This is a genomic window from Collinsella sp. wc0529, from assembly GCF_046116875.1.
GTDB lineage: Bacteria > Actinomycetota > Coriobacteriia > Coriobacteriales > Coriobacteriaceae > Collinsella.
In genome coordinates, this window is sequence record NZ_JBJXBO010000002.1 from 316,485 (window position 1) to 332,875 (window position 16,391).

Sequence of the window (16,391 nt, forward strand, 5' to 3'; positions counted from 1 at the left end):
AAATTCCGACGTTCGCACTATTGATGCCGACGTTGCCTGCGCATAGCTGGGCAAGGGCGCTGATGATCATATCGGTTATCTCCGCATCTCCATCTAGTATGCCATAGGCAAGCATTGGAATGGGCGGCCGCATTGCGTTGGTGAACTCACTTCACCTCATGTTAGCCTGCTCGGTTTGGGTGAGCCGCTCCTATATACCGAGCAGGTTGATTAAAGGCGGTGAGCCCGTGAACGATTTCGACCCGTCTCGTATTCCAGGGTATGCGACAAAGAAGAGCTACGCGCATTTCGATTACCGTGTTGCATTCAAGGATGTCGAGGCGAGGGTTTGTGATGCAGATTTTATTCAGCGTCACGCATTTCTTCCCTTAATTGCGAATAAGCTTTGCCATGTGAGATTCAGGGACGGCAAGAAAACCCTGAAGACGAGAGATATCGCATATGCATCTCACTTGGATCACAGGATTTTTCAGTATTATGCGCTGCAATGGGGCAAGTTATATGACCGTCGTGCCTTAGAAACGGGCATCGGCGGCGTTGCTGCAGCTTATCGAAGCGGATTTTACCTCACTAATTACTCTGTTGCTGCAGATGCAATCGATGCCATTCGCAGGCAGGGGGATTCGCTAGTTATCACGGGAGACTTCACCCATTTTTTCGATAACCTCGATCATAGTTACTTACGCAAGGCCGTTAGAGGGTTCTTTAACGAGGGCATGCTTCCACCGGACCATTACCAAGTCCTGAAAAACATATTGCATTACTGCTATTGGCCTGTTGGCGATTTGGCGAGAAGGAACGGACTTTGCTGGATTGATCTTCAGCCAGACGACCCGTTCACGTTTGGCAATTCTGCGTCCAAAGTTCGATCCAAGGCGTTAAGGAGCCTTAACAGGCTACCGCGCATCTTGACACCTGCGGAGTTTACGGCTTACAAGGATTCTTCGATTGTTGTGCCCTGGAAAGAAAGGCATGATGCGAGGGGCATTCCCCAAGGACTGGCAACAAGTGGCGTGTTGGCGAATATGTATATGTTTGATACCGATGCCCAGATTAACGCGTGTGTTGCCAGCGTGAATGGCAGGTATATACGATATTGCGACGACTTCATCATTGTCGTCCCTGCCAAGGATCTCAAAACAGCAAGTAAAGCTCTTGCTTTGGCACAGGGAGTTCCTGCAGTTGAACTACAAGATGAAAAAACCAAAATCCACCGTATAAACGATGGAAAGGTCGAGCAACTTTCATTTGGTGCATTGCTCGCAGGAGAAATGGAAGTTGTGCGGACCGCGCATCATGCTGGAAATCATGTTTCGTTTTTGGGATTTGATTTTGACGGTAACGATGTTCGAATTCGCCAATCTACGGTCGGAAGGTTTTACAATAGGTTTTATCGTGCTGCTAAATCAATCGGCAGGCTGGCTGATAATCCGGACAAGCATCCGAGTAAGAAGCGCGTAAGCGCATTGTACGAGCATTACTCTCCGAAGGGGAACAGATCGAGTGACAAGCGAAGCGCTTCGGACCCAAGCCGCCATGGAAACTATCTTTCATATGTTGCAAGAGCTCAGAAGGCGTTTCCGAATGACCCCATTAGTGGTCATGTTTCCAAGATGTATAGGAAAATTAACAAGGCAACGGGTAGGGGCTGATACTGGTTTAGGCGCTGTAGGTAACAGTAAAGCTTGAGCATGGTCTAACCGCCAGCTTTCAATCGAGTTTATGCCATCATTGTTGTGGACGGGGCGGCCTCAGTTGCGGGTTGATCTATCGCAGCGAAAGAAATCTTTCGCCCTAAGTTGATGCTGGAGGGAATAATGGAGACATGCCGGTCAAAAGAACCTGCTGATCAGCTCATCGGTCATATCGATTCCTATCTCAAGGATAAGGACAATCAATATGCAATTGCACTTGAGGGAGATTGGGGGTCGGGAAAGACCCGATTCATTGAAGAGAAGCTCGCCAAGCATCTCGAAGAGGGCGAATACGACCTTGTCCGCGTTTCTATGTTCGGGATTGCTACTGCTGAAGATTTATACGAACGCATTGTGATGGCGCTCGTACACCTTAGCGATAAAGACATGAGGTCGCAAGCTGCTGCCAAAACGATAGGGGGCGCCCTCAACGGTATTTCGGGGGCTTTAATTAAAAGAACGGGATTATCCGTGAATCTCTCCGTCGGGATACAATCCGTTGCCTGCCTAATGCTCAGAAAGAAGCACTTTCTTGTATTCGATGATGTGGAGAGGCGTTCTAAAGATAGCGACGATTTGGCGCTATTCGGAACGATGAACGATCTTGTCGAAAGACTTGGGTTGAAGGTCATGCTGGTTTCAAATGCCTGGGGAGGCAGTGATGCGCAATCGATGCGAGAGTTCGATAGGGACGTACGCGAAAAACTAATTTGGAAAGTCTATCCATTCAGGCCGTGCCCGTCGGCATTGGCCGAAGAAATTCTCATGGGAGATTGTCGCCCATCGGAAGACCTTGATATACATGGTGCCATACTTGCGGGGGTTGAGGCCAGCGGATGCGTAAATGCTCGGGCAATGATTCGTGCTCATGAGCTAATCGGAAGAATTTGCAGTCTTGAGGCGGTTCAAGATACAGGAATTGCACCCCAAAATCGGTTTAACGCTCTACGGGACGCAGTCCATTTTGCTTTGTTGACCTCCATGGGGAGCGCGCCTTCCATGCCACAAAACGGAAGGCGAGAGAATTTGCTCAGTCCGGAGGCCCTGGAATACGATCGTAGCGTGTCTCTTTACGAGCAATACTCTGATTTCTCCGTGATAGGTAAAGCATTCGAACCTTCAGGCGAAGTAACAAAGGATGATCTTGAGCAAGGGTTTAAAGCGTACATTGGAAAAAGGTATCCGAATAACATCGATACCCTCGATGTTAGAGAGATCGCTGCTGAGATGAGGCACGCGTACGCTCTTGATGACGAGAAGGTGGATGTCCTCGCGAAGCGTTATTTTGCTTTAGTTTCCGGGGCACATTATTCAGTCGATTGTTTGCACGACGTGCTCGAGGTTTATTACCTGTTATCTGATCTCGAATGGGAATGTCCTTTTTCGCAAAATGACTTTATCGAATATTGCAAGAAAGTGATCGATGCTGATCCAGAAAAAGCTTCTGAGTACCTTTCTGGACCAGTATTTTGTGCAGACGAGAGGCGGGAGAGACGGGCGCTCGCTGAAGATCTCAAGCGTTATGCTTGGGCAGAGTTGAATAAAAGAATGACGAGTCAGTTGATGATATCTGAAGGAGCGCAGGGACTGACGGGCAGGGAGCTTGCTCGTCGTCTCAACGATGCTGCGAAACGCGATGTCAAAGTGTTGGTTAATGCTAGTCCGAGGGTCATTGTCAAGACATTTTGCAGAGAAGATGCGTCGAATCAAGAGGCGCTTCGTGAGTTCTTTGTGCATCTTCATAACGTTCGGAATCCGGACGGAGTGCCATCGGCGGCTTTAGTTGAATGGATACATCAGATAAAAAATGCACTGGAAGAAACGAACATTGAAACGAAAACTGGAGCGATTAGAAGGCGCTGGTTCTTGAGAAATTTGGAGGAGCTTGAGAACCGATTTAGGTAACCCGTACAGAAGTAGCACCGATACTCCGCTTGCCGTGCGCTTTAGCGCCAGCGGTCTTGGTTTGCGCTTGCACGGTGCCGGCTTGATTTCATTTGTTGCATAGATCGAAGTATGAGCCGGTCGCGCCTTCTTCGCTGTGACCATGGTCTTCTATCCGTCTCAGCTGCATGGTGAGTTCGATTGCTTTTTCGGAGTGGCAATGATACGTATGGTGTGAAACGGATGGTACGCGGATAACGAGGGGCGAAAACAACGACAGCCCCACGCTAAAGGAAAGGAGCGGAGGAACTATGCCAGAAAATAAAATACCAGGCCTCTTCACCGTCTACTACATGAATCAGCAGAAGGTGTTCGAGACGAGGATGCTCCTGGACAACAAGCTCAAGACTACAAGCTCCAAGGAAAACCAGAACGGGACGACAAAGAGAGCATCATTGAACGCCGAAGCGGAGCTCAACCCTCCCTTCCTGACGAAACTCAGGGCAAAACTCGAAGGAAGCGTCAGGCACGAAAAACAAGAGAAGATCGTGGACACCCTCGAATACGTGAACACAAATAGCCGGATGCTCGCCGACATAATGGAGCACTGCAAAGCCCCCGAAAGCGGAACAACGCTTGCAGAAGGCGACCTCGCATATATTGGCGATGTCTCGCTGAAGCTCATCAATGAGGATGAGATTCGAGGCATCATGGCGATCATGAGCGGGACCTTTGACGGAATCACCGTCCCCGATGCCGGAGACCTCGACATCGGCCACATGATGCAATCCTTCATAGGAGACGGCGCAGCCTTCAAGCTCAGAGGAAACCGCGCAAGAAGAAGAACGCCGCTGTACGCGAAGATTCCCCTCGACGGAGAAGAGATGTTCGAAAGCGGGTACACAATCGACGACCTGCTCATCGGAAAGGTCGGCATCGTCGGGATATGCAAAGGGAAAATCACCCCGGCCCAGATGAAGAGCCCCTTTGATTACTTCCAGCAGCCAGGCGACCCAAAACGCACGCCGCAGAACGACATTGTTATATGCGGAAAGAACCCGTCACCCACAGCCATGACCGTCGGCGGCAATCGGGCAGAACAGGGCTATTACATAGACATCCTTGCTGTCATTCAGGCAGTGTCCTTCGAGGCTTGATAGGCAATGCCATGCGCAAACTCGTCACATACAACAAATCCCAGTATAAAGCCCTGATCGACCAGCTCGGAGTAGACGGCTTCAAGTTGATGTCACTTCTCGAACTACACGGAAGCGACCAAATCTCCGAGCTCCTTTCCGAGAAAAAGCTCGTCGTGGACGTTTCATCATTCATGGGCTTACTATCGGGTGATCTCCAGCTGGCATCGAAATTCGAGCTCCTCGTCCACCAGCTACCCTTTGGCACCCTCTTCATCGGAGACGATAAAACCGTGAACGAAGGAGCATACCAATTGAGAACCATGTTCGACGACATAATAGACTGCGACATCGAGGTCGATGAGGGCACCCAGAAGGACAAAAGAGGAAAGAGAACACTCGTATCCCTCGACGAACTCGAATTCATGCAAGTCCTCACCACCCTCGAAAGCGAGCTCATAGGCCAGATCGAATTCAAACGCTCCTTCGAATCCCGATCGCGCAGCTTCAGGCTCTTCAATGCGCTCGGCGAGCAGCCAGTATTCTCGCTGCTCCTTCTTGGCCCTTCGGGTGTCGGGAAAACAGAAGTTGCCAAGATCCTCTGCGAGGCAATCGCGCCATGCCAGCCCCTCCCTAAGGTCAATCTCGGGAACTACAGCAGTAAGGACTCTCTCAACTCCCTGATCGGCAGCCCGAGAGGATACATGGGAAGCGAAGAAGGCGAGCTGGGAAAGAAGATCGACTCATCCGATGCCGGAATTCTCCTGGTGGACGAGTTCGAGAAAGCTGAACCCGCCGTCTGGAACTTCTTCCTCGATCTCCTCGAGACAGGATCGTTCACGGACTCCCAAGGGATGGAGCATGATCTCCGCGGGTTTATCATCGTGTTCACGACAAACTGCCCCCTCGGGAAGATCGATGAAACTTTCCCGGCGGAACTCCTCTCCCGCTTCAGTTTGATGAGCCTCTTCTCCAAGCTAAGCATAAGCGACAAAAAGCTCTTTGTCGAAAGATACGTCTCCATGTTTGCCAAGAAGTACAGGGAGACTGATCTCAAGGGTTTGCCGACATTGCCGGACGACATCGCCGACAAGGCAAAGGTGGAAATCGACATTGAAGCGACCGAAAACATCCGGATCCTCAAGAACACAACAAGATCCTGGATCAGCGAATTCGTGGAGAAGGCCCGAAAGAGCAGTTCAATCACGACGCCGTCCTCCATCATCCACACCCAAATTTAACGAATATACATTCTTATTGCATCGCATCTACATTACCAAATCCAGATTGCTTGAGATGTCATGACGCAAGTTCAGATTCACTTCGGAGTATCATGCTGTCAATTTGAAGGATGCTACCTGCTTTTAAAGAATCGAAACGGAGGTTGTAAGTCGATTCTTCCTTTCACCGACTGACAAAACGATTTACACCTAATTGTGGACTTCGCCCACGCGATTTCTCTTTGCCCCCGCATCGATCTCGCTAAACTGATAAGTGCTGCCACCAGGGCATTTTCTGGTGCACATCCTATTGGCTCCTGCGAAGATCGGAGCGGGTATGTTTGCCGCCGAGTCCCACACCAGCCGTCATCACATCGCGATCGCTGCCATGGCCTGCCTATGCGTCTTGCTGGGCGGGCCTTCCTATGCCGCGGGCGCGGAGAGCCTGTTCATCGCGGGCGCGACGTACTGCGAGCCGGGCGTTTCGGGCCCCGGTTGGGCCTGGACCGATGCCGGCCATCTGGAGCTCGACGGCTACGCGGGCGACGCCATCGGCGCCGACGGCGACCTGGTCGTGACGCTTGTGGGGCAGAACTCGGTGGTCGAGTCGCAGGCGCCCGATGCGGACATCTCGCAGTGCGGCATGGAGGTGTGGGGCGACCTGACGCTTAGCGGCACCGGGTCCCTGGCGGCATCGGGCTCGCAGTGCGCGATCCACGTCTCGCGAGCGCTCGTTGTGGACGGCTGCACCGTCGATGCCCGGGCGGACGGGGCGAACGTCACGGGCGAGGCCGTGGCCGGCGTGATCGCCGGCGACATGGCCGTGCGCGGCGGCGGGCGCGTCGTCGCCTTCGGTGCCGCGCCCGCCGCCGGCGTGTACGCTTACGGTTTGTACCTGCAGGACGCTGGCGACGGCTCGGCCGGGTGCGGGCTTTCGGTCGACGCCTCGTGGCTCGACGCGGCCGGTGCCGATGGCGGCGTTGCTTGCACGGGTGGGTCGCTCGTGTCCGCGCGGTTCGTGACGCCCGTGGGCGGGGCCTTCGGTGCCGGCGGCGTGGTGGATGCCTCCGGGGCCATGGCGCCGCATGTGGTGATCGAGCCCCTGGGCGCCACGGCGCCGGCGGGGGAGACCGACGGGCGCGAGGTGCCCGGTGGCGCGGGCGAGCCGGCTGGTGGTGCCGGTCCTACCGATGAGCAGCCCGGTGCCGGGCCCGCGACGGATCCCGTCCTTAAGCCCGCGACCACGACGCCAAAGACAGCCACGACAACCAAGACGACCAAAACGACAGTGACCAAGACCGCGGCGTCCACACCATTCAAGGCCAAGACCGCCAGCGCTGCCACCGCCACTCTCCCCAAGACCGCCGACAGCAACTGGATCGCCGTCTCCTTGGCGCTATTCCTGCTGGGGACAGCGCTTTTAGGTGCCGCACGCCGCTGCTGAGGCACCCGTTTGGGCTGGAAGAGGGGAGAGGCAACCGACAAAAAGCGAGTTTTACGTTTCCCAAAGTAGGGGCACACCGGCTGACGCCGGCGCACCCCTACTGTTGAACGGACAGTTTTAATTGCTCAAGATATGGCAGCCATAGCGTGCCCCAGCTCGTTCGTAGCCTTTACTCGACGGTGCAGAAGCGCGTGCACGAAATCCTGGCATAACGCGCGAGCAGCCGCAACAAGCGCTGCCATTGGGCATGACCACGCTGCTGGCCGCGCCCCTTTGTCTAGTCCTGCTGCCCTTCGTTCTGCTGGATCTCTTCGTTGAAGCATTCATCGGCCTTTTCGTTGATTAGCCACTTTAACCAGACAGGGCACTTCTCCCAACTGTCTCCGAAGCCCCTTGAATATCAACTTCATCCGAACACCTCCCACATTCATCTGTGAGTGTACCGATGAATGTGGGAATCCGATGCCCTGAGGGCCGGATCAGCCGGTCCCGGGAGATTGGAGGACTCCACGTCTGAACCTCCCGCATCCCGTGCGGGCAAGATAAATGCCCGCAACGATCGCCGCTGCGAGCATTCTCCAGGCCGGTCACAAACCGGCAGGCTCCGACTATTTGACGTCACCGTGTAAGTGTAATACAATAATACATGACAGTAGGACACCATTAAGGAGGTAGACAATGGCAACCATCTCTATCCGAGTCAGTGATGACCTCAAGGCCAAACTCGAGGGATTGGCCCACGAATCGGGTGGCACCATCTCAGGAGTGGTCACCGAAGCCCTCGGATCAATGGTGGGTAGCCCCCGCACTGATTACCCCGAGGAGATGGCCCCGCTGACCATAGCGCCGGTCAACCGCCTCATCCTCCGCGACCAGGAGCTCATCCTTGCCGCCCTCTCGGAGGACGAGGAGGATGCCGCTTACCACAAGCGCAATGCACAGATATTCGAGAAGGGCTACGTGCGCGAGTACCCGGAGGCATTCGCCGTGCTTCGACCGGAGATTCCCAACTCACGCTGCGAGGAGCTGTACGACATCCTCGACATGTTCCGCGTCCTCAGGGCCTCATACGAGGACCTGCCTGAAGATGAGAAGGCCGAGGTGGACGAGCGCGACATCTCGCCTCAAGGCTTCGACTACAACGACATGGAGGAGGGGCGTCTCGCCGGCTACGTGAAGCACCTCTTTGCGGACAAGCGCTATGAGGAGCTCGCGGAGCCTCTGAGGAAGTACTCGGATGGCGGGAACTCGCATGGTCCCCGCCTCGAGATGTACCGCCGCATGCTTCACTGCTTCAAGCCCCTCTGGCGCAAGCATATGCTCGGCGACCGCTTCCTCGGCCTCGCCGAGATCGAGAAGGTCATCGCTGCGCAGCGCTACGACTCTGGCTACTAGGAGGGAGCAGCCGATGTCTGAAGACATCGGACGAATTCTGTAGTACATCAACGAATACATCAAGGGCTGGAGTGTCCACGGGACGGCCGGGAGCTGCCGGGGGGCCTACGGCGTGGAGGACGTGCCGCTCAGCGAGCTCGACCTGACGCCGGGGCTGATAGGGCGGGCGCACGCATAGAGGGGCGATGCCCCGCTGTCCTGGCCTGAAGGGGAAAATGTAATAGGCGGGCCGACCGTCCGGCTGAGTCTGGGAAGAGGTGCCGGGCGGAGGGCGGGGCATGGCCACCGGACCCATCGAAAAACATCTCCACCGTTCCTTCAACTGGGAAAATGCCGCCCCCGAGTCCCGGGAGGGGACTCGGGGGCGTTCGGCTGGCTGCGGAAACGGCCTATCCGATCAATGTGTTCGGCTGAGATCGGAAATCAACCCCTCTCCGAAGCCCACGGCTCGCCATTCCTCGTGGGGCTCGTGCCAGGCGGTGTCATCCCTTGGGATCATGGGTTTGGTGCCAAGCGTCTTGTTCCAGAGGCGGCCATGGTGGGCGCAGCAGTAGTTCCTCACGGTGTTGAGCGCCACGAGGCAGAACTCGGCCACCTTGGCGCTGACTCCGAGCGTGCCCGCTATTATCCCACGTGCTCGAGTTTGCCGACGGGTTCTTCTCGGTCTGCCATGAGGCCGCGCGAGATCAGCAGGTCCGCCTGTTCGTCGTAGGTGAGGAATGGCTTCTCGTACTTCGTCTCGGCTCCAAGGACTTAAAAAAGACCCGCCAGTGTGCATGCTAAGCAGAGGCCAGGCGGGTTTACTGACAACATCTTAACGTGTCCCCTCGGCATTGACTATTGAAATACTAGAACGCGTGCCCCAGCTTGTCCGTTAACCAATTGCTCTTGGCTCGGCGACATCAGCATGGCGCTCAAAGGCACCTCAGATCGCTGCCAAAATGCCTATATTTCGGAAGCGCGAGGAAAAATAAGCAATCCCTGAGCACAACCCGATTTTTGTCAATAAAACCGCGGTTAGAGACTTTGCCAATCTCCCTTACGTATGGCATCTTCAGATTTTGCCGCATGCTGCCGGATACAGCCCCTCTCTAATCACCGGCCTGCGGAACGGGCGGATGGCGATTGCCTTCCATTCAATCGGTAAGTAAAATTAAGACTTGATTACTCTTGTCGACATATCCGCTGCTGTTTCTCGTGCGCTGTCTCGTTACGACGTCCGCGAGGCATACCTATCTGGCTCCTTCGCCCGTGGCGAGCAAACGCCAGATAGCGATATTGATTTGCGTCTAGTCTGCGGTGAAACAATGACGTTCGGCACGCTATTCGAACTCTCCCTTGAGCTCGAAGAAGAGCTTGTGCGAGATGTTGAGATTGTCACCAACCCTCCCGAGCATATGCGTCCTGCATTCCGCAAGAGCATTGAAAAGGATGAGGTGCGTCTCTATGAAGCGGCGTAAATGGGATGAGGAACTCATCGAGGTCATTCTTTTTGATTGCGAAGCTCGCATATTTTGATCTCGCTACACCAATAACTACTGCTGCCAGGCAATTTATTGGCGCAGTTTCCATTGGCTCTTGCGAAGGTCGGAGCGGTCATGCTTGCTGCCGCGTTCCACACCAGCCGACACTACATCCTGTTTACTGCTTTGGTCTGCCTATGCGTTTTGCTGGGCGGGTGCTTTGCCGGCGCGGCCGGCCTCATCGCGCCGGCGATGGCCTGACTCGCCAAAAAACCTCGATGCAATCGCGTTGCGCGTATCGGCGACGTGTCATACGTATAGAATCAAAGCATCCGCACGAAGGTTATCAATTGGATTGGACACCACATGGAGATCCCCAGCACCCTGTGCAGTAATATCTACGACTTTGCGTTTTGCCCCGAGCCCTGTTACGACCGCCTGGTAGACCTCGCCGATCCCTAGGACTGGGGTCCCAACAACCGTATCCTCAAAAACTACCTGTCGTTCTCGTTTAGCCGCGCGGTGTTTCTGACCGAGCGCGACGTAGACCAGACCGCGCCGTCCAACCTGCCGCTGGTGTTCGACGACGACCGTTGCCTGTTCAACACCGGCCTGTACACGCGCCGCTACGAGACCATCTACGGCTTGTTTGAGCCCAATTCCAAGCCCGACGCGCGCCAGCATTGGTTTTTGAAGGGCTTCTTTAAGGAGAGCGACCCCATGCTGGTCTCGTTTGAGTACCTGCCGTGCCGCGTGCGCTTTGCCGAGGACCCCTCCGAGCTGGTCTTTGACTACCGCTTGCCGATCCGCTCCAACATCGACCACATTCTGGGCGACGAGGAAAACCTCACGCGCATCCCCGCCAGCCTGATGGGGGAGGGCAACTCGCTGCTGCTGCGCCGTGCCTTTGAGGGCGCCGTCGTCGAGGCCGCCCGTCGCGCCGCCGCCAACTACACGCTCGCCGTGCCGCAGTTCTATGGAGGCCGAATCCAGCTGCTGCTGCCGCTGTGCCTGACCGGCGACAAGCCCGAGCTGGCGCTGACCATCCAGCGCGAGGACGGCTTCTACGCTGCGCGCACCTGTCTCACGCTCGATATGGCCTACAACAACGCACGACTCATCTGCCGCCCCGAGACCTCGTGGATCAAGCGGTAAAGGCTCGTTGAGCTGCGGGTTTGCTGTTTATTTGGACTGCGCCAGAGCAGCCAAAGCCCACGAATTTAAAATCGAGGGCAAAAAGTTCTTGGTAAACCACGCGCGGCTATGATAGTATCTCTTTTGCCAAAAGGCGACGGGCGATTGGCTCAGGGGTAGAGCATATCCTTCACACGGATGGGGTCACAAGTTCGAATCTTGTATCGCCCACCATCAAAAGCAAAGGTCAGAGGTATTAAGCCTCTGACCTTTTTCTTTTTGACACCAAGTGTGACACTAAAAACCGACACCATGATCGAATCCATGTTGTCCGAGACGCCGTTGGACGGGCGCCGGGCGGCGCCGCGGAAAGTTTTCCAAAATTGTCCTTGCATCGCCGCCGGTGTTCCCGTATAGTACTTCTTCGCACGGGGGCGTAGCTCAGCTGGGAGAGCGCTTGACTGGCAGTCAAGAGGTCAGGGGTTCGATCCCCCTCGTCTCCACCCGAGCATTGAATGAGGCTCCAACGCTAGTTGGGGCCTTTTTTCATATTGGCACACAAGGTCTCCTATCGACCGATATTTAAGCTATATAAAAAGAAGAAGGCCAGACTTAGTGTCTGGCCTTCTGTAAATTCTGGTGGGCCCTCCGGGATTCGAACCCAGAACCCAGGGATTATGAGTCCCCTGCGCTAACCGTTGCGCCAAGAGCCCTTGAAGTTAGTGGCAACGATAGTAATGGTGGCTATCCATTTGAATTAGTTTCGCACCACGATGAAAGATACTACCATGCGCGCGTTGGTCGTTCAACGCACGATCTTGTCCGCCAGGAGGATCATGGTGCCGCCTTTGGCCCTCTTGCCTGCTTCCAGCGCCCCGGGCCGGCCGCCGGGCGCAGCCGCGGAAAGTTTTTCCAAAATTGTCCTTGCATCGCCGCCGGTGTTCCCGTATAGTACTTGTTCGCACGGGGGCGTAGCTCAGCTGGGAGAGCGCTTGACTGGCAGTCAAGAGGTCAGGGGTTCGATCCCCCTCGTCTCCACCCGAGCATTGAATGAGGCTCCAACGCAAGTTGGGGCCTTTTTTCATATAGGCACACAAGGTCAAAGGCGGCACCATGATCCTCCTGGTCGACAAGATCGAAAAAAGCTTCGGCGCGCGCGTCCTCTTTAGCGGCGCGTCATTCCAGATCAACCCCGGCGAGCGTTTTGCGCTCGTGGGCCCCAACGGCGCCGGCAAAACCACCATGCTCAAGATCATCATGGGCATCGACAGCCCAGACGCTGGCCAGGTCCAGTACGCCAAGGACTGCCAGGTAGGCTATCTAGAGCAGGAAACTAACCTGGAGCAAAAGGACACCACCATCCTTGCCGAGGTCATGGCCGCCGCCAAGGAAATCCGCCGCATGGGCGTGCGCGCTAACGAGCTGCAGGCCCAGATCACCGAGCTCTCCGAGCAGGGCAAAGACGTCGACGCCCTCCTCAACGAGTATGGCCAGGTCCAGGACCGCTTTGAGCATCTGGGCGGCTACGAACTCGAGAGCAACGCCCGCAAGATCTTGTCCGGCCTGGGTTTTAAGGTCACCGACTTTGAGCACCTGTGCTCCGAGTTCTCCGGCGGCTGGCAGATGCGCATCGCGCTGGCAAAGCTCTTCCTGCGCCACCCCGACCTGCTGCTGCTGGACGAGCCCACCAACCACCTGGACCTCGAGAGTGTCCAATGGCTGCGCGGCTTTATCGCCAACTACGATGGCGCCGTCCTCATCGTCAGCCATGACCGCGCCTTCATGGACGCCTGCGTCGACCACGTGGCCGCCCTCGAGAACCGCCGCGTGACCACCTACACCGGCAACTACAGCAGCTACCTTAAGCAGCGCGAGGACAACCTGGAGCAGATGCGCGCCAAGCGCGCTGCCCAGGAGCGCGACATCGCCCACATGCAGGTCTTCGTCGACAAGTTTCGCTACAAGCCCACCAAGGCAGCCCAGGCGCAGGAGCGCATCCGCAAGATCGAGCAGATTAAAAAGGAGCTCGTCATCCTGCCCGAGGGCCACAAGCACATCGACTTTAAGTTCCCCGATCCGCCACGCTCCGGCGACATGGTCGTGGGCCTAGAGGGCGTCTCCAAGTCCTACGGCGATAAGCACATCTACAGCGACATCGACCTTAAGCTCTACCGCGGTGAGCACGTGGCACTCGTCGGCCCCAACGGCGCTGGCAAGTCCACCCTCATGAAGATCCTCGCCGGTCTGGAGCCGCCCACCACCGGCACCCGCGACCTGGGAACCAACGTCGGCGTCGCCTACTATGCCCAGCATGCGCTCGAGGGCATGACCGAGTCCAACACCGTCCTGCAAGAGATCGACACCGTCACGCCCAAGTGGACCGTGCCGCAGCAGCGCAGCCTGCTGGGCGCCTTCCTGTTTAGCGACAACGATGCAATCGAAAAACAGGTCCGCGTCCTCTCCGGTGGCGAAAAGGCGCGTCTGGCCCTGGCAAAGATGCTCGTGGCCCCCGAGGCGCTCCTGTGCCTGGACGAGCCCACCAACCACCTGGACATCGACTCGGTGGACATGCTCGAGAATGCCCTGCAAAACTTCCCTGGTACCATCGTGCTGATCAGCCACGACGAGCACCTGGTACGCGCCGTTGCCAACCGCGTGATCGACATACGCGATGGCAAGGTCACGGTCTACGACGGCGACTACGACTACTACCTCTACAAGCGCGAGGATCTCGCAGCCCGCGCCGCCGCCGAGGCCGCAGGGGAGAGCGCGCCTGCCGCGGCCAAGTCCACCAAAGCCAGCGCCGCCCAGGCCGACACCCCCGCCGCGGCGCCTAAACCTGCCGAGGGCAAAAAGACCAAGGAGCAAAAGCGCGCCGAGGCCCAGGCCCGCGCTGCGCTCAACAAAAAGCTCAAGGGCGTGCGCAACCAGCTTAAGAAGATCGAGGCGGAGCTCGACAAAAAGCGCGCCCGCTATGACGAGCTTATGGAATTGATGGCAAGTGAAGAGCTTTATGCCGATCAGGATAAGTTCAACGCCGCGCTGGGGGAATATAACGGCCTTAAGCAAGAGCTGCCCAAGCTCGAGGACGAATGGCTCGAGCTTTCCACACAGATTGAAGAGGAGACCGCGCGTGAACTCTCGTAAGGCCGCTGCCGTGGCGATGAGCATCATCGCCATTGCGTGCCGCATCTGCGGCATCTTTATGAGCGCGATGACCGTGCTGTTGTGCTTTAGCGGCCTGACCGCCAAGCTGCAGATCGTCGGCTTTGTCGTTGAGCTTTCGCGCGCGCTGCCGAGTGCCATCGCCGGCTACGGCGTCATCACCTCGCCCTTTGGCGGCGTGTTCCGCTTAGATTACGCCATCGTGGCCGTCATCCTGTTTGTGGTCGACCACCTGCTCACGCGCGCATCGCGCCGCGTCCGCTAGGAGGTGCTATGTCCAGCAGCTACCTCATGAATCTGCTTGCCAGCGCCGTCGCTGTCATCGTTGGCATCGTGATCCACGAAAGCGCGCACGCCGCCGCGGCCTGGGCGCTCGGCGACAAGACGGCACGCTCCCGTGGCCGCGTCTCGCTCAACCCGCTCAACCACATCGACCCGTTTGGCACCGTCCTCCTGCCGCTGCTTATGCTCGCGGCCGGCGGCCCGGTATTTGCCTTCGCCAAGCCCGTGCCCGTCTATCTCAACAACCTCAAGCACCCCAAGCGCGACGAGGTCCTGGTGAGCGCGGCAGGCCCCGCATCGAATATCGCACTCGCGTGCCTGGCCGCAGCCCTCATGCACCTGGTCTATGGCAACCTCTACGCCAGCATGTCTTTTGGCGTGGCGTCGCAAATCATGAACTTCGGCGCTGCCTTTATCGTGGTTAACCTGTCGCTCGCGTTTTTTAACCTCATTCCGATTCCGCCGCTTGACGGCTCGTCTATCATCGTGCCGTTCCTCAAAGGTAAAGCGCTCACCAACTACTACCACCTGCAGCAATACGCCATGCCCATACTCATCATCGTGCTGTATCTGCTGCCCATGTGGACCGGTATCGATGTGATCGGCCGCTATTTCGACGTTACCGTGTATCCGCTGGCTGAGTGGCTGCTCAACTTCGCAATCGCCGGCATCTAAGGTAAACTTACAGGTCTACCGCGCAAAACGGTCGCAACATGCACCCAAACCGCGCCGCGAAGGCGCCGTCAAAGGAGGTCGAAGATGTCGTATCGCGTGTCGACGCAGGTCTACAGCGGACCGTTCGACCTGCTGCTGCAGCTGGTAACCCGTCAAAAAGTAGATATCGGCGCCATCTCCATTAGCGAGGTGGCCGAGCAATACCTGGCCGAAGCCGAGCGCATCGAGGCGCTGGACCTGGATGTGGCAAGCGACTTTTTGCTGGTCGCGGCTACGCTTTTGGACATCAAGGCCGCCTCGCTGGTGCCTCAGGAGGCCCCGCGCAAAGCCGATGATGATGACGAGCTCGACGATGACCTCGAGGAACTCAGCGCGCTCGACGGCGATGCCCTGCGCGAGGTCCTGATCCAGCGCCTGATTGCCTACAAGCAGTTTAAGAGCGCGGCGGCAGCCCTTGGCGCGCGCATGCAGGCCGAGAGCCGCATGCATCCGCGTGTGGCCGGCCCCGACCCGGAGTTTTTGGGCCTCATGCCCGACTACCTGGCCGGCATCACCCTGCGCGGCCTGGCCGTCATCTGTGCCGACCTGGACGGCAAGCGCCAGACCTTCCTGTTGGAGGCCGAGCACGTGGCACCGCATCGCGTGCCGCTCGACCTGACGGTGGCCTCGGTCGACCGCTTTACCACGGCGCACCAAACCTGCACCTTCCGCGAGCTGTTGGACGGCGACGCCACCACCGAGCAGCTCGTCGTCACTTTCCTGGCCATGCTGGAGCTCACCAAGCGTGGCTCGCTCACCCTGAGCCAGGACGAAATCTTTGGAACCATCCGCATCAACCGCGTCGAGGGCGCCGAGGCCTACGTACCCGGCGAGGGCCCCGAGCTCACCGAATAGGAGCG

The 16,391-nt window shown here is 56.9% G+C and carries 12 protein-coding genes and 4 tRNA genes; 15 read left to right on the forward strand and 1 reads right to left on the reverse strand.

Annotated elements, in window-relative coordinates; translation table 11 throughout:
• Positions 1-227 precede the first annotated feature (227 nt).
• The 10 genes from ACKUTP_RS07950 to ACKUTP_RS07995 all read left to right on the forward strand — a co-directional run bounded on the left by ACKUTP_RS07950 (position 228) and on the right by ACKUTP_RS07995 (position 11,873).
• Positions 228-1,652, forward strand: a complete 1,425-nt coding sequence (locus ACKUTP_RS07950) for a reverse transcriptase domain-containing protein (protein WP_409064021.1) — start codon at positions 228-230, stop codon at positions 1,650-1,652.
• Between the two features lie 150 nt (positions 1,653-1,802).
• Positions 1,803-3,599 (forward strand): P-loop NTPase fold protein, encoded by a 1,797-nt coding sequence (locus ACKUTP_RS07955; protein ID WP_409064229.1) that lies wholly within the window; start codon positions 1,803-1,805, stop codon positions 3,597-3,599.
• A 290-nt stretch (positions 3,600-3,889) separates the two neighbouring features.
• Positions 3,890-4,735: a hypothetical protein gene (locus ACKUTP_RS07960; RefSeq protein ID WP_227790872.1), complete on the forward strand. Its 846-nt coding sequence runs from the start codon at positions 3,890-3,892 to the stop codon at positions 4,733-4,735.
• A gap of 11 nt (positions 4,736-4,746) precedes the next feature.
• Positions 4,747-5,955 carry an AAA family ATPase gene (locus tag ACKUTP_RS07965; RefSeq protein WP_250787754.1) on the forward strand — a complete coding sequence of 403 codons (1,209 nt, stop codon included), beginning with the start codon at positions 4,747-4,749 and terminating at the stop codon, positions 5,953-5,955.
• A 316-nt stretch (positions 5,956-6,271) separates the two neighbouring features.
• The gene (locus tag ACKUTP_RS07970; protein WP_373118774.1) at positions 6,272-7,378 is read left to right on the forward strand and encodes a hypothetical protein; all 1,107 of its coding nucleotides are present in this window, start codon (positions 6,272-6,274) and stop codon (positions 7,376-7,378) included.
• Positions 7,379-8,056: 678 nt separating this feature from the next.
• Entirely contained in the window at positions 8,057-8,773 is a 717-nt protein-coding gene (locus ACKUTP_RS07975; RefSeq protein ID WP_227790875.1) for a YfbU family protein, read from the forward strand.
• A 1,160-nt stretch (positions 8,774-9,933) separates the two neighbouring features.
• On the forward strand, positions 9,934-10,233 hold the full coding sequence (locus ACKUTP_RS07980; RefSeq protein ID WP_227790876.1) for a nucleotidyltransferase family protein: 300 nt from the start codon (positions 9,934-9,936) through the stop codon (positions 10,231-10,233).
• A gap of 486 nt (positions 10,234-10,719) precedes the next feature.
• Positions 10,720-11,391, forward strand: coding sequence for a DUF3825 domain-containing protein (locus ACKUTP_RS07985; protein WP_350446093.1), 672 nt, complete (start codon positions 10,720-10,722; stop codon positions 11,389-11,391).
• Between the two features lie 138 nt (positions 11,392-11,529).
• Positions 11,530-11,604 (forward strand) — tRNA-Val (locus ACKUTP_RS07990).
• A gap of 196 nt (positions 11,605-11,800) precedes the next feature.
• Positions 11,801-11,873: transfer RNA gene (locus tag ACKUTP_RS07995), tRNA-Ala, on the forward strand.
• 134 nt (positions 11,874-12,007) lie between these two features.
• On the opposite strand, the gene ACKUTP_RS08000 is transcribed toward ACKUTP_RS07995, so the two are convergent.
• Positions 12,008-12,083: transfer RNA gene (locus tag ACKUTP_RS08000), tRNA-Ile, on the reverse strand.
• A gap of 252 nt (positions 12,084-12,335) precedes the next feature.
• Between ACKUTP_RS08000 and ACKUTP_RS08005 the strand changes: the two genes are divergently transcribed.
• The 5 genes from ACKUTP_RS08005 to ACKUTP_RS08025 all read left to right on the forward strand — a co-directional run bounded on the left by ACKUTP_RS08005 (position 12,336) and on the right by ACKUTP_RS08025 (position 16,386).
• Positions 12,336-12,408: transfer RNA gene (locus ACKUTP_RS08005), tRNA-Ala, on the forward strand.
• A 75-nt stretch (positions 12,409-12,483) separates the two neighbouring features.
• Positions 12,484-14,517: an ABC-F family ATP-binding cassette domain-containing protein gene (locus ACKUTP_RS08010; RefSeq protein ID WP_250787757.1), complete on the forward strand. Its 2,034-nt coding sequence runs from the start codon at positions 12,484-12,486 to the stop codon at positions 14,515-14,517.
• Positions 14,504-14,800: a hypothetical protein gene (locus ACKUTP_RS08015; RefSeq protein ID WP_250787758.1), complete on the forward strand. Its 297-nt coding sequence runs from the start codon at positions 14,504-14,506 to the stop codon at positions 14,798-14,800. Before ACKUTP_RS08010 ends, ACKUTP_RS08015 begins: the two co-directional genes overlap by 14 nt.
• 8 nt (positions 14,801-14,808) lie before the next feature.
• Positions 14,809-15,492, forward strand: coding sequence for a site-2 protease family protein (locus ACKUTP_RS08020; RefSeq protein ID WP_250787759.1), 684 nt, complete (start codon positions 14,809-14,811; stop codon positions 15,490-15,492).
• A gap of 84 nt (positions 15,493-15,576) precedes the next feature.
• On the forward strand, positions 15,577-16,386 hold the full coding sequence (locus ACKUTP_RS08025) for a ScpA family protein (RefSeq protein WP_250787760.1): 810 nt from the start codon (positions 15,577-15,579) through the stop codon (positions 16,384-16,386).
• The last annotated feature ends 5 nt before the right edge of the window (positions 16,387-16,391 follow it).

Bases quoted from the DNA above. Each gene is read 5' to 3' on its own strand.
- ACKUTP_RS07975 (WP_227790875.1), top strand. From the start codon at position 8,057: ATGGCAACCATCTCTATCCGAGTCAGTGATGACCTCAAGGCCAAACTC.
- ACKUTP_RS08020 (WP_250787759.1), top strand. From the start codon at position 14,809: ATGTCCAGCAGCTACCTCATGAATCTGCTTGCCAGCGCCGTCGCTGTC.
- ACKUTP_RS07955 (WP_409064229.1), top strand. From the start codon at position 1,803: ATGCTGGAGGGAATAATGGAGACATGCCGGTCAAAAGAACCTGCTGAT.
- ACKUTP_RS08025 (WP_250787760.1), top strand. From the start codon at position 15,577: ATGTCGTATCGCGTGTCGACGCAGGTCTACAGCGGACCGTTCGACCTG.
- ACKUTP_RS08010 (WP_250787757.1), top strand. From the start codon at position 12,484: ATGATCCTCCTGGTCGACAAGATCGAAAAAAGCTTCGGCGCGCGCGTC.
- ACKUTP_RS07965 (WP_250787754.1), top strand. From the start codon at position 4,747: ATGCGCAAACTCGTCACATACAACAAATCCCAGTATAAAGCCCTGATC.
- ACKUTP_RS07970 (WP_373118774.1), top strand. From the start codon at position 6,272: ATGTTTGCCGCCGAGTCCCACACCAGCCGTCATCACATCGCGATCGCT.
- ACKUTP_RS07960 (WP_227790872.1), top strand. From the start codon at position 3,890: ATGCCAGAAAATAAAATACCAGGCCTCTTCACCGTCTACTACATGAAT.